Below are 19,728 nucleotides of genomic sequence, written 5' to 3'. Positions count from 1 at the left end.
CAAGCCCATGACCGCCGACGCGTCCGAGTCCTCGGACCCCCTGGAAGCCGCCACCCAGGCCACCCGCAGCCTCCAGGGGCTGTCCACGGAGCTCACGGCCCGCGTGCCGCAGCTCCTGGAGGCCATGCGCTCGGTCGGCACCGGGCTCGAACTCCACTCCACCCTCGACCGGATCTGCGAGACCGCCGCCGAACTCGCCGACGCCCATTACGCCGCGATCGGCGTCGTCGACGACGAGGGCGAGGGCCTGTCCGACTTCGTCACCTTCGGCGTCGGCGAGGACGTGGCCCGCCGGATCGGCCGGCGGCCCGACGGCCACGCGGGACTGCTCGGCGCGCTGATCCGCGACCCGCAGACGATCCGCCTCGCCGATCTGTCCACCGATCCGCGCTCGGCCGGCTTCCCGCCCGGGCATCCGCCGATGCGGAGCTTCCTCGGCGTCCCCATCCGGGTCCAGGGCGAGATCTTCGGCAACCTCTACCTCGCGGAGAAGCACGGCGGAGGCGAGTTCAACGACTACGACGTGCACATGGTCCGGGTCCTCGCCACCGAGGCCGGCATCGCGATCGGCAACGCCCGTCTGTACGAGGCGGCCCGGCAGCGCGAACGGTGGATCGACGGCTCGGTCGCCGTCACCACCGCGCTGCTCTCGGGCGGCGACGCGGACGACGCCCTCACGGTCGTCGCCGAACAGGCCCGCCGGCTCGCCGACGCGGACGCCGGGATCGTGCTCCTGCCCGCCGAGGACGGCGGCCTGGAGATCGTCGCCGTCTCCTCGCCCCGGCCCACGAAGTCGCTGGGCGTGGTGATCCCGCCCGAGAGCGCCGTCGTGAAGGAGCTCCTGGAGGGCGAGGCGGTCTTCGTGGCCGACGCCTCGACCGACCCGCGCATGATCAGCCGGCTGACGTCCACGTACGGACCGAGCATGATGCTGCCGCTGCAGAGCGGCGGACGGGTCCTCGGCGCGCTCGCCACGCCCCGGGTGCGGGGCGCCCGGCAGTTCACGGAGTCCGAGCGGACGCTCGCCACCCAGTTCGCCTCGCAGGCCGCCCTCGCCCTGATGATGGCCGACGCCCAGCGCGACCGGGAGCGGCTCGCCGTCTACGAGGACCGCGACCGGATCGCCCGCGACCTGCACGACCTGGTGATCCAGCGGCTCTTCGCCACCGGGATGATGCTGGAGAGCGCCCAGCGGAAGTCGATCGTGCCGGCGGTGCGCGAGGGCGTGGGCAAGGCCGTGGACGAGCTGGACGTCACCATCCAGGAGATCCGTACGGCGATCTTCGCGCTCCAGCAGGGCCCCGCCGAGGCCCCGTCGGGGCTGCGCACCCGTGTCCTGCGGGAGATCAACATGGCGGCCGTGCCGCTCGGCTTCAAGCCCGCGCACCGCTTCCTCGGCGCGATCGACTCGACGGTCGGCGAGCTCACCGGCAAGAACCTCATCGCCGCCCTGCGCGAGGCGCTCTCGAACGCCTTCCGGCACGCGGCCGCGAGCAGGATCGAGGTGGTCGTCGACGCCGGTGTGACGCTGCCCGACGGCTCCGCCGGGGTACGTCTGTCGGTCGCCGACGACGGCATCGGCCTCCCGGAGGGCGGCCGGCGCAGCGGCCTGCGCAATCTGGCCCGCCGGGCCGAGTCGCTGGGCGGCGCGAGCTGGTGCGACCCCGGCCTGGGCGAGGACGGCGGCGGGACGACGGTGGTGTGGGAGGCCCCGCTCTGACGGGTCGGTGGGAGGCCCCGCTCTGACGGGTCGGGGGGAGGCCCCGCTCTGACGGGTCGGGGGGAGGCCCCGCTCTGGGGGGTCAGACCTGCTGCGCCAGGGTTTCGGCGACGAGTTCCTCGATGACGACGGCGACCCCGTCCTCGTTGTTGCCGACCGTCCGGCCCGAGGCGGCGGTGATGACGTCGGGGTGTGCGTTGCCCATCGCGTAGGAGCGGCCGGCCCAGCTCAGCATCTCGATGTCGTTCGGCATGTCGCCGAAGGCGACGACCTCCTCGGCGCCGATGCCGCGCTCGGCGCAGCACAGGGCGAGCGTGGAGGCCTTGGAGACGCCGAGCGCGCTGATCTCGATGAGGGCGGTCGGGCTGGACCGGGTGAACGCGGCAAGGTGGCCCGCGGCCTCCCGTGCGATCGCGAGGAACACGTCGGGGTCGAGCTCGGGGTGCTGGGCGAGCAGCTTGAGCACCGGGGCGGCCGAGCCGGGCTTCTCCTCGAAGAGCAGCTTCTCGGCGGTGGCGACGGTGGCGCCGGGGTCGAGGAAGAACGGCGGGTACTGCGGCTCGTAGTGGATGCCGGTGGTGAGCTCGACGGCGAAGGACGTCCCCGGGGCGGCGGCGCGCAGCGCGCTGACGACGTCGAGCGCGACCGGGCGCTCCAGCGGGCGGACCTCCAGGAAGGTGCCGCCGGAGTGCAGGTCGACGACGGCGGCGCCGTTGGCGCAGATGGCCATGCCGTGTCCGTGGACGTGGTCGCTGACGACGTCCATCCAGCGGGCCGGGCGGCCGGTGACGAAGAAGACCTCGATCCCGGCCTGCTCGGCGGCCGCGAGGGCGGCGACCGTGCGCTCGGAGACGGACTTGTCGTCACGGAGCAGGGTGCCGTCGAGGTCGGTGGCGATCAGCCGGGCCACCGGGGCGGAAGGGCGCGGGGAACGGGGAGAGGTCACCGCACCATTCTTCCGTACCGGACGCACGGGCGTGCGAGGAGCCGCACATATGAGCCCGGCTTCTTGGCCAGGACGTGCGCTTGGGGTTTTCTTCCGCGGTGGTCTGAATTCGTCGAACGGCGTCGCAGCGCCGAGCAGCAGGGCCCGACTCCGGGCGTCCACCCGGGCTACCGGAACCTGCCGAAGCGCCAGGGTTGAGCGACGACCGGGGGGCGAAGAAGCGGGAACGGTCCGTCACGAAATGGCCGTAAACACCCGTTCGTTTTCGGCGTGACGGGGAAGACCCCTGGGAGCTGACGGCGTCTCCAGGGAGGGCGGGGCATGGTCGCGGGCCGGCGAAGCGAGGAGTGCGACTCCTGCGGTGCGCCGTACGGAACGTGGGTCGGGAGCCTCCGCATGGCCCTGTGCGCGGGGTGCGAGCGGGCCGGGGCGGCGCATCCCGTACGGGAGCCGGTGCTGGTGGGAGACGTCCTGGCGGGCCTGGCCGACCTCGTGGCACGGCCGACGCCCCGCGCACTCACCGCCGTGTCGGAGGCCACGCGCCCCGCAGCTGCCGTGCCTCAGCAGCGGGTGCCGTCCGCCGCGGGCCGTGAGACGGCGGCCTCCGCGGTCCCCGGGACGCCGTCCACCGCCGTCTGCGACCGGTGCGGGGCCCGGGCCGAGTGGCACCGGACGGTGCGCGGCCGCTGGGTCATGATCGAGCCCGCGGAGCAGACGGCCCGGCTCGTCCCGGCCGGCAGACGCTGGCGCATCGCGGGCGACGGGACCGCGGTCAACCTCGGCTCGGCCGTGCCGTCCGACACCTGCCGCGTCAGCCACTTCGACGTCTGCCCGGCCCGCCCCGCACCGGCCGACTCCCCGGTCCTGCTGGCCCTGTGGCGGAGCCACGCCCGCCGCACGGCCTGACCCGCCCCGGCGCGGGGCGCTTCGGTGACGCTCAGCCCAGCTGGGCGAGCGCCTCGGTGGCGATCTTCTCGAACGCCGTCTGGTCGGTGGCGAAGACGGAGTCCGCGACCGGCCAGTGGATCACGATCTCGGTGAAGCCGAGCTCGCGGTGGCGCCCGGCGAAGTCCACGAACGCGTCCACGGACTCCAGTGGCCCGTTCCGGTCCGGGGTGAAGCCGGTCAGCAGGATCTTGTCCAGCTCGGCGACGTCCCGCCCGGACTCGGCGCACGCCTTGGCGAGCTTCTCGACCTGGCCGCGCAGTGCGGCCACCGACTGCTCGGGGGTCCCCTCCTCGTACAGCTTCGGGTCGCCGGTCGTCACCCACGCCTGCCCGTACTTCGCGGCCAGCTTCAGCCCGCGCGGCCCGGTCGCCGCGACGCCGAACGGCAGCCGCGGGCGCTGGACGCAGCCTGGGATGTTCCGCACCTCGTCGGCCGAGTAGAACGCGCCGCGCTCCGACACGACGTCCTCGGTGAGCAGCCGGTCGAGCAGCGCCACGAACTCGCCGAACCGGTCGGCACGCTCCTTGGGCGTCCACGGCTCCTGCCCGAGCGCGGTGGCGTCGAAGCCGTTGCCGCCCGCGCCGATGCCGAGGGTGACCCGCCCGCCGGAGACGTCGTCCAGCGAGATGAGCTCCTTGGCCAGCGTCACCGGGTGACGGAAGTTCGGCGAGGTCACGAGGGTGCCGAGGCGGAGCCGCTCGGTGGCCGTCGCCGCCGCGGTGAGCGTGGGCAGCGCGCCGAACCACGGCCGGTCGCGGAAGGTGCGCCAGGACAGGTGGTCATAGGTGTACGCCGTGTGGAATCCCAGCTCCTCGGCGTGCCGCCACTTCTGGCGGCCTCCCTCGTGCCAGCGGTCGACGGGAAGGATCACGGTGCTCAGGCGCAGGCTCATGCACCCGAGCCTACGGCGGTCAGCGGACGCGGGCGCTCATCCAGGGGGTGAGGGTGGTCCCCGTGACGAGTTCCTTGTACGTCTCGTCGCCGGGAAGGGAGACGATCAGCCACCATCCGGGCGGGAAGAACCGGCCCTTCACGTGGGCGAGGCCGCCGTGGACGGAGCGGAGGAAGGCGGGGACGGCGTCGCGCGGCACGTCCGCGAACTCGATGCCGTCGACGGTGATCAGGGCGTCGTCCTCGGGGAAGACCTGGACGGTGACGGCGGGGGAGCCGCCCAGTTCGACATAGGCCTCGTGGGGCAGGGAGCCGTCCGGGTCCATGACGGTGAACGCGCCGGCCGAGGTGCGCCGGGACGTCCGGTCGGCGCCGATGTCGTCGGTCACCGTCATCTCCAGGCTGAACTCCCGGGCGACCTCACGGATCGCTCTGACGGCGGCTTCGGTGCTGGGCAGATGGGGGTGGGCCATGAAGCCGATCATGCCGCAGGCGCGGATCTGACCGGGCGTACGGCTCCGTCTCAGGACGGGAAGCGGAGGAACTCCGGCGGAACGGCGTCCGTCAGCCAGACCCCGTTGGCGCTCACGTGGAAGACGTGTCCGGCCCGTCGCATGGCTCCGGCGTCGACGCTCAGCACGACGGGCCGCCCCCGGCGCGCACCGACGCGGGTCGCCGTCTCCCGGTCGGGGGAGAGGTGCACGTGGTGGCGGGCCATGGGCCGCAGCCCCTCCGCCCGGATCGCGGGGAGCCGGGCCGCGACCGTACCGTGGTAGAGGTACGCGGGCGGTTCGGCGGCGGGCAGGTCCAGGTCGACGGCGACGGTGTGGCCCTGGCTGGCGCGGATGCGGGTGCCCTCGATCGCGAAGCGTTTCTTGTCGTTGGTCGCGACGACGTGGTCGAGCTCCTCGCGGGTGATCGGGAAGCCGTGCTCGGCGGCGGCCCTGAGCAGGGCGTCGATCTCGGTCCAGCCCTGGGCGTCGAGGACGAGTCCGATGCGCTCGGGCTGGTGGCGCAGATGCTTGGAGAGGTACTTCGACACCTTCACTGTGCGTGCTTGATTCATTCCGTCAGGATGCCGGAGCGTGAAACTCCTCACCATCGAATTCGAGCGCACAGGTTTGATCCACAACCAAAGGTGTTTATCCACAGGCCAGTTGGCGATTCTGTGGACAACTGGGCTGCGTTTTCAAGGTGATTGAGTAAGTTCGTTAGTTATCTGATGACTTGCCGCAAGAGCGTCCAATGTCCTTTTGCTGACCTCCCGTTCAGTGGCCGCCGCGATGAACGCCTCGACGCCTTCCGCGCCAACCAGGCTCTGAACGGCCCTTATCGTCCCCGCCGGGAGCGACACCGCACGCGGCTGATCGTCCTTCATGGCGGGCGCATCGGACGACAGGTGGATCTGGAGGTGACGGTTCGCCAGCAAGCGCATGGCGCGAGCCAGTTCGGCGTCCACCGTCTGCTGGGCGAGCGGGCGGAGCCGTCGCACCATCGTCGCCGCTTCGGTCGCGTCAGCGTCCGTCGGCGGCCGGTGCTCCAGGTACCGCGCGAAGACGTGCTCGGTCGTGAACTCCAGGAAACGAGAGGCGATGTGCTCGACCTGATCACGAAGTTCCCGCAGATGCCCGGTGATTGCGGACAGCGGAACCCCCGCTGCGTACAACTCGGCCGCCACCGCCAGCTCTTGCGGGCTCGGTACGAGGTACTCCTCGGTTTCCCGTCCCGGCAGACGCTCCAGTACGCCGAGCTCGACGGCCTCCCGGATGGCCTCCTCGTCCGGCGTTCCGCCGAAGCGGGCGTCCAGCTCGGCCCGGGAGATCCGATCCGCCTCCTCATCCGTCCACGGCCCGTCGACCTCCGCGACCAGGCCCAGCACCCCACCGAGTCCCCGGCCGGTGTCCCAGGCCTCCAGGAGCTCCTTGATCGAGGCCAGGGTGTAGCCCCGGTCGAGGAGGTCGGCGATCTGGTGGAGCCGCGCGAGGTGCGCGTCCCCGTACACGTTCGACCTGCCCCGCCGCTCCGGGCGGGGCAGCAGACCTCGGTCCTGGTAGGCGCGGATCGTCCGGACCGTGGCCCCGCTGTGATGGGCGAGATCCTCGATCCGGTACTCCGGCTGTGCTGACTGCTCGGACAAACCCGCTCCCACCGACCGCATCCTCCACCCCGCCGCCGCGGGGCCCCTCCTGCAAGGGATCGTACGACCGCCGGTCCCGGCCCGCTCCCCGCGATCCCGGCCCGGCCCGCTCCCCGCGATCCCGGCCCGGCCCGCTCCCCGCGATCGCGGCCGAGGCCCCCGCTACGCCGGCGGCTGCCAGCGGGCCAGTGCCCGCAGGGCCCCCGGGCTGAGGCGGGACAGGAAGTGGGCGCCCCGGGCCTCGGGTGTCACCGGGACGACGGCCCTGTCGTGCAGGACCGCCCCCAGGATCGCGTCCGCGACTCTCTCCGGCGGGTAGTTCCGCAGGCCGTACAGCCGGGAGGCCTTCTGCTGCCGGCGCTTCTCCTCCGCCGCGTCCGTGACCCCGGCGAACCGCGCGGTCGCCGTGATGTTGGTGTTGACGATGCCGGGGCATATCGCCGACACCCCGATGCCCTGGTCGGCCAGTTCGGCGCGGAGGCACTCGCTGAGCATCAGCACCGCCGCCTTCGACGTGCTGTACGCGGGCAGCGCCCGGGACGGCTGGAAGGCGGCCGCCGAGGCCGTGTTGACGATGTGGCCGCCCTGCCCGCGCGCGGTCATCTGCGCGCCGAAGAAACGGCAGCCGTGGATGACACCCCACAGGTTGACGTCCAGGACCCGCTTCCACTCCTCGGCCGAGGTCTCGAAGAAGGAGCCCGTGAGCCCGATGCCCGCGTTGTTGACCAGGACGTCGACGACGCCGTACTCGCTCGCCACCTTCCCGGCCAGCTTCTCCATCGCCTGCTCGTCGGCGACGTCCACCGCCTCGCCCCAGGCCTCCGGGGCGCCGATCAGACGCGCCATCTCGGCCGTGCGGGCCGCTCCCTCGGCGTCCCGGTCCACGGCCACCACCCGGGCGCCGGCCTCCGCGAAAGCGAAGGCGGTGGCCCGGCCGATGCCACTGGCGGCGCCGGTCACCAGGACGAGCTGCCCGCCGAACCGCTCCGCGTACTGCGGCTTCACACCGCTCTTCGCCGTCGTCGACGCCACGGGCTTCGGTGCCTTGGCCGCCGCGTCCTCGTTGGCCCGGACGAACTCGGCGATCCAGGCGGACAGCTGGTCCGGCCGGGTGCGCGGCACCCAGTGCTTGGCGGGCAGGGTGCGCCGGGTCAGGTCGGGCACCCAGGTGGCCAGGTCGTCGTAGAGCCGCTCGGAGAGGAAGGCGTCACCGGTCGGCGTGATCAGCTGCACGGGCGCGTGGGCGTACGCGTCGGGGCGCGGCCTGCCGAGCCGGGCCCGGACGTTGTCCCGGTAGAGCCAGGCCCCGTGCGCCGCGTCGCTCGGCAGCGAGGGCGTCGGGTAGTCGCCGGCCGGGACCTTCTCCAGCCGCTCCAGGAGCTTCGGCCAGCGCTTGCCGAGGGGCCCGCGCCAGGCGAGCTCCGGCAGCACGGGCGTGTGCAGCATGTACACGTACCAGGACTTGGCGCCCTGGCCGAGGAGCTGCCCGACCCGGCGCGGGGTGGGCCGGGTCATCCGCTGCTTGATCCAGTGCCCGAAGTGGTCGAGGGAGGGACCCGACATGGAGGTGAAGGAGGCGATCCGGCCCTCGGTGCGGGCGACGGTCACGAACTCCCAGGACTGGACCGAGCCCCAGTCGTGCCCGACGACGTGCACCGGCCGGTCCGGGCTGACGGCGTCGGCGACCGCGAGGAAGTCGTCCGTCAGCTTCTCCAGGGTGAAGCCGCCGCGCAGCGGGGCCGGAGCCGTCGACCGGCCGTGGCCCCGGACGTCGTACAGCACGACGTGGAAGTCCTCGGCCAGCCGGGGCGCGACCTCCGACCAGACCTCCTTGGAGTCCGGGTACCCGTGCACCAGGAGGACGGTCGGCCGGTCCGCGTCGCCGAGCTCGGCGACGCACAGCTCGATGCCGCCCGTCCGGACCCAGCGCTCCCGCGCTCCGTTCAGCCCCGCCATCAGACCGCCCCTTCGTTCCAGCGCCGCACGTGCGGCAGATCGTCGTCGAGCCAGAAAGCGCTCTGCTCGGGGTCCCGGGAGTCGGTGACGACCAGGATCTCCTCGAACTTCGCGCCCGTCCCCCGGAATCCGAGGTGCGGTTCGACCGCCCACAGCCCCGGCTTGGGCGGGTGGTCGGAGAACTTGTACGGCGACCAGAGCGGCGACCAGCCGTCCCGGTGCCCGTGCACGGCGTCGCTCGCGAGGCCCTTGAGCGACTGGGTGCCGAAGCCGAACAGGGTCGGCGCCCAGCGACGCTCCTTCACCCGGTCGATCTTGTGGGCGATGACGCCGAAGGGATAGGCCCGGTGCCGGTTCGCGTACCCCTGGCGGACCATGAGCCGGTCCACGTCCCCGTATATCTCGCGCAGCGTGCGTCGCTCGCGGACCTCGCGCAGGATCAGCTCGCGGTGCGCCTGAAGGTCGGCGAGCAGCTTGTCGTGCAGGGGGTTGAGGCCCAGGCAGCCGCTGTAGCCGATGTCGGCCGTGTAGCCCTTGTAGACCGGTGCCATGTCGAGGATGAACGGCATCCCCGCCTCCAGGCGCCGGTTCGTGGGGAAGAACTGCAGCGGGATCTTGAAGTCCACGAAGGCCGTGCGGTCCCCGAACCAGGCGAACGGCCGGTGGAACCAGTCCCGCACCCCCCGCTCGTACAGCCACTCGCGCTGCATCCGGGCGGCCTCGCGCTCGGTCACGCCCGGCTTGAGCTGGGCCGCGACGGCTTCCGCGCACTCGTAGGAGAGCCGCTGTACTTCCCTGAACCCCCGCAGCTCCGCGGAGAGTTCGCCTGTCACTGCTGAGGCCATGCCACCCGCCGTCCCGTGTGAGCGCCCGGCTGCGCTACGCGTCCGTAACTTGACACCGATGAATGTGACAATGCCCGGCGGCTGCGTCAAGGGGTCGGACGCCGACCCTGTGGAAAAGTCCGGGGAACGACCGGCCGAGGTCCTGGGAAAGAGACTTTCGTCTCGACGCCCTTACCGGCTTGTACTCCTGAAGTGGGAGAAGGATCGAGCCGTTGGTCTGACGACTGCTGTGGCGCACGCCACTACCGTCGAAGCGTGACTGTGATCGCCACCGAAAGCCTCAGCAAGCGGTTCCCCCGGGTGACCGCTCTCGACCGGCTCTCCCTGGACATCGGGCCCGGTGTGACCGGACTGGTGGGTGCCAACGGAGCCGGCAAGTCCACGATGATCAAGATCCTGCTCGGGCTGTCCCCCGCCACGGAGGGCAGCGCCCAGGTCCTGGGCCTCGACGTCAGGACCCACGGCCCCGAGATCCGTGAGCGCGTCGGGTACATGCCCGAGCACGACTGCCTCCCGCCCGACGTCTCGGCCACCGAGTTCGTCGTCCACATGGCGCGGATGTCCGGGCTGCCCGCGACCGCCGCCCGCGAGCGGACCGCCGACACCCTGCGCCACGTCGGCCTGTACGAGGAGCGCTACCGCCCGATCGGCGGCTACTCGACGGGCATGAAGCAGCGGGTGAAGCTGGCCCAGGCGCTCGTCCACGACCCGAAGCTGGTCCTCCTCGACGAGCCGACCAACGGCCTCGACCCGGTCGGCCGGGACGAGATGCTCGGACTGATCCGCCGGGTCTGGACCGACTTCGGCATCTCCGTCCTCGTCACCTCGCACCTCCTGGGCGAGCTGGAGCGCACCTGCGACCACGTCGTCGTCATCGACGGCGGCCGGCTGCTCCGCTCCAGCTCCACCAGCGACTTCACCCGGACCACCACGACGCTCGCCGTCGAGGTCACCGACTCCGACGCGCACCCCGACGGCACGCGTGCGCTCCGCGACGCGCTGGCCGCCGCCGGTGTGTCGATCCACCCGGGCGTGGAGGACGGTCTGCCGGGCGCCGGCCACATCCTGCTCCTGGAGACGTCCGGCGAGGAGACGTACGACCTCGTGCGGGACACCGTCGCCGGCCTCGGCCTCGGTCTCGTCCGGATGGAACAGCGCCGTCACCACATCGCCGAGGTCTTCAAGGCGACGGACCAGGAGGAGGTGCCGGCTCGATGAGCACCCAGGCCCCCGACACCACCCAGATCCACAACATCGGCTACCGGTCCTACGACGGACCGCGGCTCGGCAGGGCGTACGCGCGCAGGTCGCTGTTCTCGCAGTCGCTGCGCGGCGCGTACGGCCTGGGCCGCAGCGCCAAGTCCAAGGTGCTGCCGATGCTGCTCTTCGCGGTGATGTGCGTCCCGGCGCTGATCATCGTCGCCATCTCGGTGTACACCAAGGCCGACAAGCTCTTCGTGGAGTACACCCAGTACGCGATCTTCCTCCAGCTCGTCATCGCCGTCTTCCTGGCCTCCCAGGCCCCGCAGTCGGTCTCCCGCGACCTGAGGTTCCGCACGGTCCCGCTGTACTTCTCGCGGCCGATCGAGCGCGTGGACTACGTGCTCGCCAAGTTCGGCGCGATGGCCTCGGCACTCTTCGTCCTCACCGCCGCCCCGCTGCTGATCCTGTGGATCGGCTCGATGCTGGCCAAGATGGACTTCGCCGAGCAGGCCAAGCTGTTCGGCCAGGGCATCGTCTCGGTCGCGATCCTGTCGGTGCTGTTCGGCGGCATCGGCCTGGTCATGGCCGCGCTCACCCCGCGCCGCGGCTTCGGAGTCGCCGCCGTGATCGCCGTCCTCACCATCTCGTACGGCGCGGTGTCCACCCTCCAGGGCATCTCCTACGCCACCGAGAACACCGGCGCCATCGTCTGGCTCGGCCTCTTCTCCCCCCTCACCCTCGTCATCGGCCTGCAGAACGCCTTCCTCGGCGCTCCCGCCTCCTTCCCCGGCGAGATGGAGGTCGGGGCCGGCACCGGCGTGGTCTACCTGCTGGTCATCCTCGGTCTCGTCGCCGGCTGCTACGGCATCCTGATGGCCCGTTACCGAAAGGTCGGACTGTGAGTACCTTGCACATCGACCATGTCTCGCGCTGGTTCGGAAACGTGGTGGCGGTCAACGACGTCACGATGTCGATCGGCCCCGGTGTCACGGGCCTCCTCGGCCCCAACGGCGCCGGGAAGTCCACCCTCATCAACATGATGGGCGGCTTCCTCGACCCCTCCACCGGCAGCGTGACCCTCGACGGCGCGCCGGTCTGGCGCAACGAGTCCGTCTACCGGTCCATCGGCGTCGTCCCCGAGCGGGAGGCGATGTACGACTTCCTCACCGGCCGCGAGTTCGTCGTGGCCAACGCGGAGCTCCAGGGCCTCGGCGCGGCGGAGGCCCAGCGGGCCCTGGCGACCGTCGAGATGGAGTACGCGCAGGACCGGAAGATCTCCACGTACAGCAAGGGCATGCGGCAGCGCGTGAAGATGGCCTCGGCCCTCGTCCACGAGCCGTCCGTGCTGCTGCTCGACGAGCCGTTCAACGGCATGGACCCGCGCCAGCGCATGCAGCTGATGGAACTGCTGCGGCGGATGGGCGCGGACGGGCGCACGGTCCTGTTCTCCTCGCACATCCTGGAGGAGGTCGAGCAGCTCGCCTCCCACATCGAGGTGATCGTGGCCGGACGGCACGCCGCCTCCGGCGACTTCCGGCGGATCCGCCGACTGATGACCGACCGGCCGCACCGCTATCTGATCCGCTCCAGCGACGACCGGGCGCTCGCCGCCGCGCTGATCGCCGACCCGTCCACGGCCGGCATCGAGGTCGACGCGGTGGACGGCGGACTGCGGATCCAGGCGGTCGACTTCGGACGGTTCACCGAGCTGCTGCCGAAGGTCGCACGGGAGCGGGGCATCCGGCTCCTGACGGTCTCGCCCTCCGACGAGTCCCTCGAATCCGTCTTCTCGTATCTCGTCGCGGCCTGAAAGGAGTACGACCCCGATGTACGACCCCACCGTCGCCCGGCTCACCTACCGGGCTCTTCTCGGCCGCCGGCGGGCGGCGATCCTCTTCCTCCTGCCCGGTCTGCTCGTGCTCATCGCCGCGGCCGTCCGTGTGCTCAACGGCGCGGACGACCAGGTCGCGGCCGACCTCCTCGGCGGCTTCGCGCTCGCCACGATGGTCCCGCTGATCGGCGTCATCGCCGGCACGGGCGCGATCGGCCCGGAGATCGACGACGGCTCCATCGTCTACCTGCTGTCGAAGCCGGTGAAGCGGTCGACGATCATCACGACCAAGCTGATCGTGGCCATCGCCGTCACCATGGTCTTCTCGGCCGTCCCGACGCTGATCGCCGGCTTCATCCTCAACGGCAACGGCCAGCAGGTCGCCGTCGCCTACACGGTGGCCGCGCTCGTCGCGTCCATCGCCTACAGCGCCCTGTTCCTGCTGCTGGGCACGATCAGCCGGCACGCCGTGGTGATCGGCCTTGTCTACGCCCTGGTGTGGGAGGCCCTCTTCGGCTCCCTGATCTCGGGCGCACGGACCCTGAGCGTCCAGCAGTGGGCGCTGGCCCTCGCGGAGAAGGTCACGGGCGACGGCCTGGTCACCTCCGAGGTCGGGCTCACGACCGCGGTGACGCTCCTGGTGGCGGTCACGGTCGCGGCCACCTGGTTCGCCGGCCACAAGCTGCGCAGACTCACCCTGGCCGGCGAGGAGTAGGAAGAACCACAGACACAGACGGAAGCGGTACGGCTCCGAGGATCGTCGCCCGGAACCGGGAGGCCCGCCCCGAGCCGTACCGCCCCCGCCCTCGTGTCAGACCGTCCGGTCCCGGGCCGCGAGCAGACCGACGGCGAAAGCCGCCGCGCAGACGCCGAGGACCACGCAGATCGGCAGGGTCCAGGAGCCGGTGGCCTGGTGCAGGGCGCCGGCCGCCAGCGGCCCCGCGGCGGCCATCAGATAGCCGACCGTCTGGGCCATCCCGGACAGCCTGGCCGCGGTCACCGCGTCCCCGGAGCGCAGCACGATCAGGGTCAGGGCGAGGCCGACGGCACCGCCCTGACCGACGCCCAGGACCGCCGACCAGAGCCAGGCACCCGCCACCGGCGCCACCATCAGTCCCGCGTAACCGGCCGCGACCAGCGTCGTGACCAGGGCGATCAGCGGGCGCTGGCTGCGCATCCGGCCGGCGAGCAGGGGCACCGCGAAGGCGCCGGCGACCTGGATCAGGTTGTTGAAGGCGAAGATCACGCCGGCCGTGGAGCGGCTCATCCCGTGGTCGGTGAAGATCGTCGGCATCCAGGCGATCAGCACGTACGACCAGAGCGACTGCAGGCCCATGAACAGGGTGACCTGCCAGGCGAGCGCCGAGCGCCAGACGCTCACCGCGCGGGCGCCGACGGCCGGGACGGCCCGTACCCCGTGTCCCGTCCGGCCGCGGGCGATCAGTACCTGAGGAAGCCAGGCGAGGGCCGCGACCGCGGCGAGCAGCGACCAGAAGCCGAGGGAGGCCTCCCAGCCGCCGCCCAGGGCCTTCTCCAGCGGGACCGCGGCCGCTGCGGCGACCGTCGCACCGGCGATCATCGCGCCCGTGTAGACCGAGGTCATCGACGCCGCCCGGTCCGGGAAGTCACGCTTGATCAGGCCCGGCATCAACACGTTGAGCAGGGCGATCGCGGTGCCGACGAGGACCCCGCCGGCGTACAGCGCGTACACGGACGGCAGCACGCGCGCGAGGATGCCGACGCCGAGCAGCAGGAGCGCCGCGAACAGCACGCGTTCGGCGCCGAAGCGGCGGCCGAGCCACGGCGCCACCAGGGCGCCCAGGCCGAGGAACAGCACCGGCACCGAGGTCACGAGCGAGCTCGCGGTCGCCGAGAGGCCGAAAGCGGCGGATATCTCGCCGACCAGCGGCGCCACGCTCGCGAGCGCGACCCGCATGTTGAGCGAGGCCAGCACGATGCCGGCCAGGAGCACCGCCGGGTGGGCGAGCAGGGCGCGCCGGGCCGCCGCCCCCTCGGCCGCGGGCCGGACCCCGGCCTCGGCGTCGACGAGTACGCGGGTCTCTTCTTCCACGGGAGTCCGGGAGTTCATCAGGAGCGCTCCGTCAGCGCCGCGACCGTCTCCATCGGCACCCTCAGCAGCTCGCGGGCCTGCCGCTCGGCCGCCTCCGGGTCGCCGGCCTCGACGGCCGCCACCAGGGCCTCGTGGGCGTCGATGTCGACGGGGGGCATCTCGCGGTCGCCGAGGGCCTCGACCAGGACCTCGTGCACCTGCGCGGAGAAGAAGCGGTACACCTCGACGAAGGCGGCGTTGTGGGTGGCGGCCACGACCGCGAGGTGGAAGGCGAGGTCCGCGTCGGCGTCCCGGTCGCCCTCCTCCCGCAGGGTGGTCAGGGCGGCCCGCAGCCGCAGCAGGTCGTGGGTGTCGCGGCGGGCTGCCGCCAGCCGGGCGGCCTCGGCCTCCAGGGCGACCCGCAGTTCGAGGACGTCGGCCGCACCCGCGTGGCGGACCCCGTGCAGCACGGCGGCCGGGTCGGCGGTCGACCTGACGAAGGTGCCGTTGCCCTGCCGGGACTCCAGGAGACCGGCGTGGACGAGGACCCGGACCGCCTCGCGGACGGTGTTGCGGCCCACGCCGAGCTGCTGCGCCAGCTCGTGCTCGGTCGGGATGCGGTCGCCGACCGCCCACTCCCCGTCGCTCAGCTGTGTGCGCAGCTGTTCCACCACGGAGTCCACCAGCGAGGTCCGTCCCGCCGCCTTGAGTGCCATCGAAATCACCTATTCGCCCGGTTGCCCAGTCATCCTACAAGTGACGTCCCTCGCCTCCCCGGCCGGGCCGCAGCGACCGGACTACTGTGGGCTCGTACGTGTGCCGAACACCCTCACCACCCTCGGGAGTCAGTCATGTCAGACCGCTTCGACGTCGTCGTACTCGGAGCTGGCCCCGGCGGCTACGTCGCCGCCATCCGCGCCGCCCAGCTGGGCAAGCGGGTCGCGGTCGTCGAGGAGAAGTACTGGGGCGGTGTCTGCCTGAACGTCGGCTGCATCCCCACCAAGGCGCTGCTGCGCAACGCCGAACTCGCCCACATCTTCAACCACGAGGCGAAGACCTTCGGCATCAAGGTCGACGGCACGGTCTCCTTCGACTACGGCGAGGCCTTCCGTCGCAGCCGCACGGTCGCGGACGGCCGCGTCAAGGGCGTCCACTTCCTGATGAAGAAGAACGGCATCACGGAGTTCGACGGCCGGGGCTCCTTCGTCGACGCCCACACCCTCCAGGTGGCGAAGTCCGACGGCACCACGCAGACGATCACGTTCGACAACTGCATCATCGCCACCGGCGCCACCCCGCGTCTGCTCCCGGGCACGGCCCTCAGCGACCGCGTGGTCTCGTACGAGCAGCAGATCCTCGCCGAGGACGCCCCGAAGTCGATCGTCATCGCCGGCGCCGGCGCGATCGGCATCGAGTTCGCGTACGTGCTGAACAACTACGGCACCAAGGTCACCATCGTCGAGTTCCTCGACCGGATGGCCCCGCTGGAGGACGAGGAGGTGTCCAAGGAGCTCGCGAAGCAGTACCGCAAGCTCGGCATCGACGTCCTCACCTCCACCCGCGTCGACGCGATCGACGAGTCCGGCCCGCAGGTCCGCGTCACGGTCACCGCCAAGGACGGCACGCAGAAGGTCCTGGAGGCCGACAAGGTCCTGCAGGCCATCGGCTTCGCGCCGAACGTCTCCGGCTACGGCCTGGAGAACACCGGCGTCGCCCTCACCGAGCGCGGCGCGATCGACGTCGACGGCCGTGCCCGCACCTCCGTGCCGCACATCTACGCCATCGGTGACGTCACCGCGAAGCTGATGCTCGCGCACACCGCCGAGGCCATGGGCGTCATCGCCGCCGAGACCATCGCGGACGCCGAGACCATGGAACTCGACTACGTGATGATCCCGCGCGCGACCTACTGCCAGCCGCAGATCGCCAGCTTCGGCTACACCGAGGCGCAAGCCCGCGAGAAGGGCTACGACGTCAAGGTCGCCAAGTTCCCGTTCATGGCGAACGGCAAGGCGCACGGCCTCGGCGACTCGACCGGCTTCGTCAAGATCGTCGCCGACGCCAAGTACGGCGAGATCGTCGGCGCCCACCTGATCGGCCCCGACGTCACCGAGCTGCTGCCCGAGCTGACGCTGGCCCAGCAGTGGGACCTCACGGTCCACGAGGTCGCCCGGAACGTGCACGCGCACCCGACCCTGGGCGAGGCCGTGAAGGAAGCGATCCACGGTATTGCGGGACACATGATCAATTTCTGAGGTTTCTCCCGGCTTCGGGTGATAGGCACTGAAAGGTGCCGAGCAGAACCTCCCCGGGTGGCGAACCGTCCCGGCCGATCAGGTCGTGGGTGCGTTCGTCACCCGGTACGCATGTGTGGCTGGCGGTCATCGCGATCACCAGCCTCGTCATCGCGCTCGCCCCCCACGGCCTGGAGACTTATCTCCTCCACCGCAACAGCAGCAATCTCCACCAGCTCGCACACCACCCCATGCGGGCCCTGCTCGGCAGCGCGTTCTGGATCGAGAACCCGGCCGACCTCCTGCTCTACGCGGTGCTCTTCGAGGTCATCCACGCCCCCGTGGAACGCTGGCTCGGCACCCCGAAGTGGCTCTTCACCGTCGCCACCGCCCACATCGCCGCCACGCTCATCAGCCAGCAGGTCGTCCTCGTGGCCATCCGGCTGCACGACGTGCCGCGCAGCATGGCGCACGTCGTCGACATCGGGGTCAGCTACGGCCTCGCCGCCTGCGCCGGAATCCTGACCTACCGGCTTCCCAAGCCCTGGCGCCTGCTCTACCTGCCCGCGGTCCTGGCGTTCTTCCTCGTACCGCTCGTCACCGACCGCACGTACACCGACCTCGGCCACGCGATCTCCCTCGCGATCGGCCTGGTCTGCTACCCGCTGACGCGCGGAAAACCGGTCGCCCCCGAACGGCCGCCCGTCGCACACTAGTTGTACGGGGGACACGGGGGATCTCCCGGGTGCGGCCGCTTCGAGCGCGCGGACCTCCGGTCCGCGCGGGCCGCGAACCCGCGAAGGCCCGCTCCCCCCAAGGAGCGGGCCTTCGTGCGGAACTCGGCAGGTCAGCCTGCCAGCAGGCGCTCCAGGACGAGCGCGATGCCGTCCTCCTCGTTCGAGGCGGTCACCTCGTCGGCCACCGCCCGCAGCTCCTCGTGCGCGTTGCCCATGGCCACGCCGTGCGCCGCCCAGCCGAACATCGGGATGTCGTTGGGCATGTCGCCGAAGGCGATCGTCTCCGCGGCCTTCACACCGAGCCGGCGCGCCGCGAGCGACAGGCCGGTCGCCTTGCTCAGGCCGAGCGGAAGGATCTCCACGATGCCGGGCCCCGCCATGACGACGTCGACGAGCCCGCCGACCGTCTCGCGTGCGGCCCGGGTCAGCTCGTCGTCGCTCAGCGTCGGATGCTGGACGTACAGCTTGGTCAGCGGCGCCGACCACAGCTCCGCCGGGTCCTCGTACGCCACGTACGGCAGCGGCCCCTCCTGGGCCCGGTAACCGGGGCCCATCAGGACCTCGCCGTCCAGACCGTCACGGCTGGCGGCCAGCGCCAGCGGGCCCACCTCCGCCTCGATCTTGGAGAGGGCGAGCCCCGCGAGCTGCCGGTCCAGGGTCAGCGAGGTCAGCAGCCGGTGCTCACCGGCGTGGTAGACCTGCGCGCCCTGCCCGCACACCGCGATCCCCTGGTAGCCGAGGTCGTCGAGGATGTGCCGGGTCCAGGGCACCGCCCGGCCGGTGACCACGATGTGCGCGGCACCCGCCGCCGTCACGGCGGCGAGCGCGTCCCGCGTGCGGTCCGAGACGGACTCGTCGGCCCGCAGGAGCGTGCCGTCGAGGTCCGTCGCGACCAGGCGGTAGGGGAAGGAGCTCACTTGGCGATCGGCTCCAGGACCTCACGGCCGCCGAGGTACGGGCGGAGGATCTCGGGCACGCGCACCGAGCCGTCGGCCAGCTGGTGGTTCTCGAGGATCGCCACGATGGTGCGCGGTACGGCGCACAGCGTGCCGTTGAGGGTGGCCAGCGGCTGCACCGTCTTCTTGCCGTTCTGCTCGTCGCGCATGCGGACGGAGAGCCGGCGGGCCTGGAAGCTGTCGCAGTTCGACGCCGAGGTCAGCTCGCGGTACTTGCCCTGGGTCGGGATCCACGCCTCGCAGTCGTACTTGCGGGAGGCGGAGGCGCCGAGGTCACCGGTGGCGACGTCGATGACCTGGAACGGCAGCTCCAGGGAGGTCAGCCACTGCTTCTCCCACTCAAGGAGCCGCTTGTGCTCGTTCTCCGCGTCCTCGGGCGCGACGTACGAGAACATCTCGACCTTGTCGAACTGGTGGACGCGGAAGATGCCCCGGGTGTCCTTGCCGTACGTGCCGGCCTCGCGGCGGAAGCAGGGCGAGAAGCCCGCGTACCGCAGCGGCAGCTTGTCGGCCTCGATGATCTCGTCCATGTGGTACGCGGCGAGGGGCACCTCGGACGTGCCGACGAGGTAGTAGTCGTCCTTCTCCAGGTGGTACACGTTCTCCGCGGCCTGGCCGAGGAAGCCGGTGCCCTCCATGGCGCGCGGACGGACCAGCGCCGGGGTCAGCATGGGGATGAAGCCGGCCTCGGTGGCCTGGGCGATCGCGGCGTTGACCAGGGCGAGCTCCAGGAGCGCGCCGACACCGGTCAGGTAGTAGAAGCGCGAGCCGGAGACCTTGGCGCCCCGCTCGACGTCGATGGCGCCGAGCGCCTCGCCCAGCTCCAGGTGGTCCTTGGGCTCGAAGCCCTCGGCCGCGAAGTCGCGGATGGTGCCGTGCGTCTCGAGGACGACGAAGTCCTCCTCGCCGCCGACCGGGACGTCCTGGTGGACGATGTTGCCGAGCTGGAGCAGCAGCGCGCGGGCCGTCTCGTCGGCCTCGTTCTGCTCGGCCTCGGCGGCCTTGACGTCGGTCTTGAGCTGCTCGGCCTTCTGCAGGAGCTCGGCGCGCTCCTCGGGGGAGGCCTTGGGGATCAGCTTGCCGAGCGCCTTCTGCTCGGATCGGAGCTCGTCGAAGCGGACGCCGGACGACCTGCGCCGCTCATCGGCGGAGAGCAGGGCGTCGACGAGCGCGACGTCCTCTCCACGGGCGCGCTGGGAGGCGCGAACACGGTCGGGGTCCTCACGGAGCAGGCGAAGGTCAATCACCCCACCAGGCTACCGGTGCGCGTTCGC

19 protein-coding genes are annotated in these 19,728 nt (G+C 71.5%); 8 read left to right on the top strand and 11 right to left on the bottom strand.

The genetic code is table 11. The features are described from left to right. Positions 1-7: 7 nt before the first annotated feature. Positions 8-1,720: a GAF domain-containing sensor histidine kinase gene (locus tag ABT041_RS19215; protein ID WP_351185837.1), complete on the top strand. Its 1,713-nt coding sequence runs from the start codon at positions 8-10 to the stop codon at positions 1,718-1,720. A gap of 82 nt (positions 1,721-1,802) precedes the next feature. Here the strand turns inward: ABT041_RS19215 and ABT041_RS19210 are convergent, their stop codons facing one another. Then, positions 1,803-2,666, bottom strand: coding sequence for a Cof-type HAD-IIB family hydrolase (locus ABT041_RS19210; protein WP_351185834.1), 864 nt, complete (start codon positions 2,664-2,666; stop codon positions 1,803-1,805). 396 nt (positions 2,667-3,062) lie between these two features. Between ABT041_RS19210 and ABT041_RS19205 the strand changes: the two genes are divergently transcribed. Further along, complete coding sequence (locus tag ABT041_RS19205; protein ID WP_351185831.1) at positions 3,063-3,572, top strand: DUF6083 domain-containing protein; 510 nt, start codon at positions 3,063-3,065, stop codon at positions 3,570-3,572. Positions 3,573-3,603: 31 nt separating this feature from the next. Here the strand turns inward: ABT041_RS19205 and ABT041_RS19200 are convergent, their stop codons facing one another. The 6 genes from ABT041_RS19200 to ABT041_RS19175 all read right to left on the bottom strand — a co-directional run bounded on the left by ABT041_RS19200 (position 3,604) and on the right by ABT041_RS19175 (position 9,443). Further along, positions 3,604-4,506, bottom strand: coding sequence for an LLM class flavin-dependent oxidoreductase (locus ABT041_RS19200; RefSeq protein ID WP_351185828.1), 903 nt, complete (start codon positions 4,504-4,506; stop codon positions 3,604-3,606). 19 nt (positions 4,507-4,525) lie between these two features. Beyond that, positions 4,526-4,978 carry a hypothetical protein gene (locus tag ABT041_RS19195; protein ID WP_351185825.1) on the bottom strand — a complete coding sequence of 151 codons (453 nt, stop codon included), beginning with the start codon at positions 4,976-4,978 and terminating at the stop codon, positions 4,526-4,528. Between the two features lie 50 nt (positions 4,979-5,028). Beyond that, positions 5,029-5,571: an RNA 2'-phosphotransferase gene (locus tag ABT041_RS19190; RefSeq protein WP_351185823.1), complete on the bottom strand. Its 543-nt coding sequence runs from the start codon at positions 5,569-5,571 to the stop codon at positions 5,029-5,031. A gap of 123 nt (positions 5,572-5,694) precedes the next feature. Then, positions 5,695-6,663: a MerR family transcriptional regulator gene (locus tag ABT041_RS19185; protein WP_351185820.1), complete on the bottom strand. Its 969-nt coding sequence runs from the start codon at positions 6,661-6,663 to the stop codon at positions 5,695-5,697. Positions 6,664-6,804: 141 nt separating this feature from the next. Then, complete coding sequence (locus ABT041_RS19180) at positions 6,805-8,598, bottom strand: SDR family oxidoreductase (protein WP_351185817.1); 1,794 nt, start codon at positions 8,596-8,598, stop codon at positions 6,805-6,807. Continuing rightward, positions 8,598-9,443, bottom strand: coding sequence for a M24 family metallopeptidase (locus ABT041_RS19175; protein ID WP_351185814.1), 846 nt, complete (start codon positions 9,441-9,443; stop codon positions 8,598-8,600). Before ABT041_RS19175 ends, ABT041_RS19180 begins: the two co-directional genes overlap by 1 nt. A 261-nt stretch (positions 9,444-9,704) precedes the next feature. Here ABT041_RS19175 and ABT041_RS19170 point away from each other — a divergent pair, with 261 nt between their 5' ends. From ABT041_RS19170 to ABT041_RS19155, 4 genes are read left to right on the top strand one after another with little or no spacing between them, the layout of a single operon-like run. Further along, on the top strand, positions 9,705-10,661 hold the full coding sequence (locus ABT041_RS19170) for an ABC transporter ATP-binding protein (protein ID WP_351185882.1): 957 nt from the start codon (positions 9,705-9,707) through the stop codon (positions 10,659-10,661). Beyond that, positions 10,658-11,548, top strand: a complete 891-nt coding sequence (locus ABT041_RS19165; protein ID WP_351185811.1) for an ABC transporter permease — start codon at positions 10,658-10,660, stop codon at positions 11,546-11,548. The genes ABT041_RS19170 and ABT041_RS19165 overlap by 4 nt, the downstream gene beginning before the upstream one ends. Beyond that, positions 11,545-12,456 carry an ABC transporter ATP-binding protein gene (locus ABT041_RS19160; RefSeq protein ID WP_351185808.1) on the top strand — a complete coding sequence of 304 codons (912 nt, stop codon included), beginning with the start codon at positions 11,545-11,547 and terminating at the stop codon, positions 12,454-12,456. The genes ABT041_RS19165 and ABT041_RS19160 overlap by 4 nt, the downstream gene beginning before the upstream one ends. A 16-nt stretch (positions 12,457-12,472) precedes the next feature. Next, positions 12,473-13,192, top strand: coding sequence for an ABC transporter permease (locus ABT041_RS19155; RefSeq protein WP_351185805.1), 720 nt, complete (start codon positions 12,473-12,475; stop codon positions 13,190-13,192). Between the two features lie 96 nt (positions 13,193-13,288). Here the strand turns inward: ABT041_RS19155 and ABT041_RS19150 are convergent, their stop codons facing one another. Beyond that, positions 13,289-14,566, bottom strand: a complete 1,278-nt coding sequence (locus ABT041_RS19150; RefSeq protein WP_351185802.1) for a CynX/NimT family MFS transporter — start codon at positions 14,564-14,566, stop codon at positions 13,289-13,291. After that, positions 14,566-15,243: a FadR/GntR family transcriptional regulator gene (locus ABT041_RS19145; protein WP_351185799.1), complete on the bottom strand. Its 678-nt coding sequence runs from the start codon at positions 15,241-15,243 to the stop codon at positions 14,566-14,568. The genes ABT041_RS19150 and ABT041_RS19145 overlap by 1 nt, the downstream gene beginning before the upstream one ends. A 135-nt stretch (positions 15,244-15,378) precedes the next feature. On the opposite strand from ABT041_RS19145, the gene lpdA reads away from it, so the two are divergent. Next, entirely contained in the window at positions 15,379-16,782 is a 1,404-nt protein-coding gene (gene lpdA, locus ABT041_RS19140) for a dihydrolipoyl dehydrogenase (protein ID WP_351185796.1), read from the top strand. A 35-nt stretch (positions 16,783-16,817) separates the two neighbouring features. Then, on the top strand, positions 16,818-17,477 hold the full coding sequence (locus ABT041_RS19135; protein WP_351185793.1) for a rhomboid-like protein: 660 nt from the start codon (positions 16,818-16,820) through the stop codon (positions 17,475-17,477). A gap of 131 nt (positions 17,478-17,608) precedes the next feature. On the opposite strand, the gene ABT041_RS19130 is transcribed toward ABT041_RS19135, so the two are convergent. Both ABT041_RS19130 and serS read right to left on the bottom strand, forming a co-directional pair. After that, positions 17,609-18,415, bottom strand: coding sequence for an HAD family hydrolase (locus tag ABT041_RS19130; RefSeq protein WP_351185790.1), 807 nt, complete (start codon positions 18,413-18,415; stop codon positions 17,609-17,611). After that, positions 18,412-19,701, bottom strand: a complete 1,290-nt coding sequence (serS, locus tag ABT041_RS19125; protein ID WP_351185787.1) for a serine--tRNA ligase — start codon at positions 19,699-19,701, stop codon at positions 18,412-18,414. Before serS ends, ABT041_RS19130 begins: the two co-directional genes overlap by 4 nt. Positions 19,702-19,728: the final 27 nt, after the last annotated feature.

Origin of the sequence: Streptomyces sp. NPDC002825, from assembly GCF_040295385.1 — a bacterium.
In the GTDB taxonomy this organism is placed as follows: domain Bacteria; phylum Actinomycetota; class Actinomycetes; order Streptomycetales; family Streptomycetaceae; genus Streptomyces.
Note: the sequence above shows the minus strand (reverse complement) of the source record. Positions and strands in the feature narration are given on the sequence as shown.

Excerpts from the sequence above, each read along its gene's own strand:
- ABT041_RS19215 (WP_351185837.1), top strand. The coding sequence starts at position 8 with ATGACCGCCGACGCGTCCGAGTCCTCGGACCCCCTGGAAGCCGCCACC.
- ABT041_RS19205 (WP_351185831.1), top strand. The coding sequence starts at position 3,063 with ATGGCCCTGTGCGCGGGGTGCGAGCGGGCCGGGGCGGCGCATCCCGTA.
- ABT041_RS19200 (WP_351185828.1), bottom strand. The coding sequence starts at position 4,506 with ATGAGCCTGCGCCTGAGCACCGTGATCCTTCCCGTCGACCGCTGGCAC.
- ABT041_RS19195 (WP_351185825.1), bottom strand. The coding sequence starts at position 4,978 with ATGGCCCACCCCCATCTGCCCAGCACCGAAGCCGCCGTCAGAGCGATC.
- ABT041_RS19190 (WP_351185823.1), bottom strand. The coding sequence starts at position 5,571 with ATGAATCAAGCACGCACAGTGAAGGTGTCGAAGTACCTCTCCAAGCAT.
- ABT041_RS19185 (WP_351185820.1), bottom strand. The coding sequence starts at position 6,663 with ATGCGGTCGGTGGGAGCGGGTTTGTCCGAGCAGTCAGCACAGCCGGAG.
- ABT041_RS19180 (WP_351185817.1), bottom strand. The coding sequence starts at position 8,598 with ATGGCGGGGCTGAACGGAGCGCGGGAGCGCTGGGTCCGGACGGGCGGC.
- ABT041_RS19175 (WP_351185814.1), bottom strand. The coding sequence starts at position 9,443 with ATGGCCTCAGCAGTGACAGGCGAACTCTCCGCGGAGCTGCGGGGGTTC.
- ABT041_RS19165 (WP_351185811.1), top strand. The coding sequence starts at position 10,658 with ATGAGCACCCAGGCCCCCGACACCACCCAGATCCACAACATCGGCTAC.
- ABT041_RS19155 (WP_351185805.1), top strand. The coding sequence starts at position 12,473 with ATGTACGACCCCACCGTCGCCCGGCTCACCTACCGGGCTCTTCTCGGC.
- ABT041_RS19150 (WP_351185802.1), bottom strand. The coding sequence starts at position 14,566 with ATGAACTCCCGGACTCCCGTGGAAGAAGAGACCCGCGTACTCGTCGAC.
- ABT041_RS19145 (WP_351185799.1), bottom strand. The coding sequence starts at position 15,243 with ATGGCACTCAAGGCGGCGGGACGGACCTCGCTGGTGGACTCCGTGGTG.
- lpdA (WP_351185796.1), top strand. The coding sequence starts at position 15,379 with ATGTCAGACCGCTTCGACGTCGTCGTACTCGGAGCTGGCCCCGGCGGC.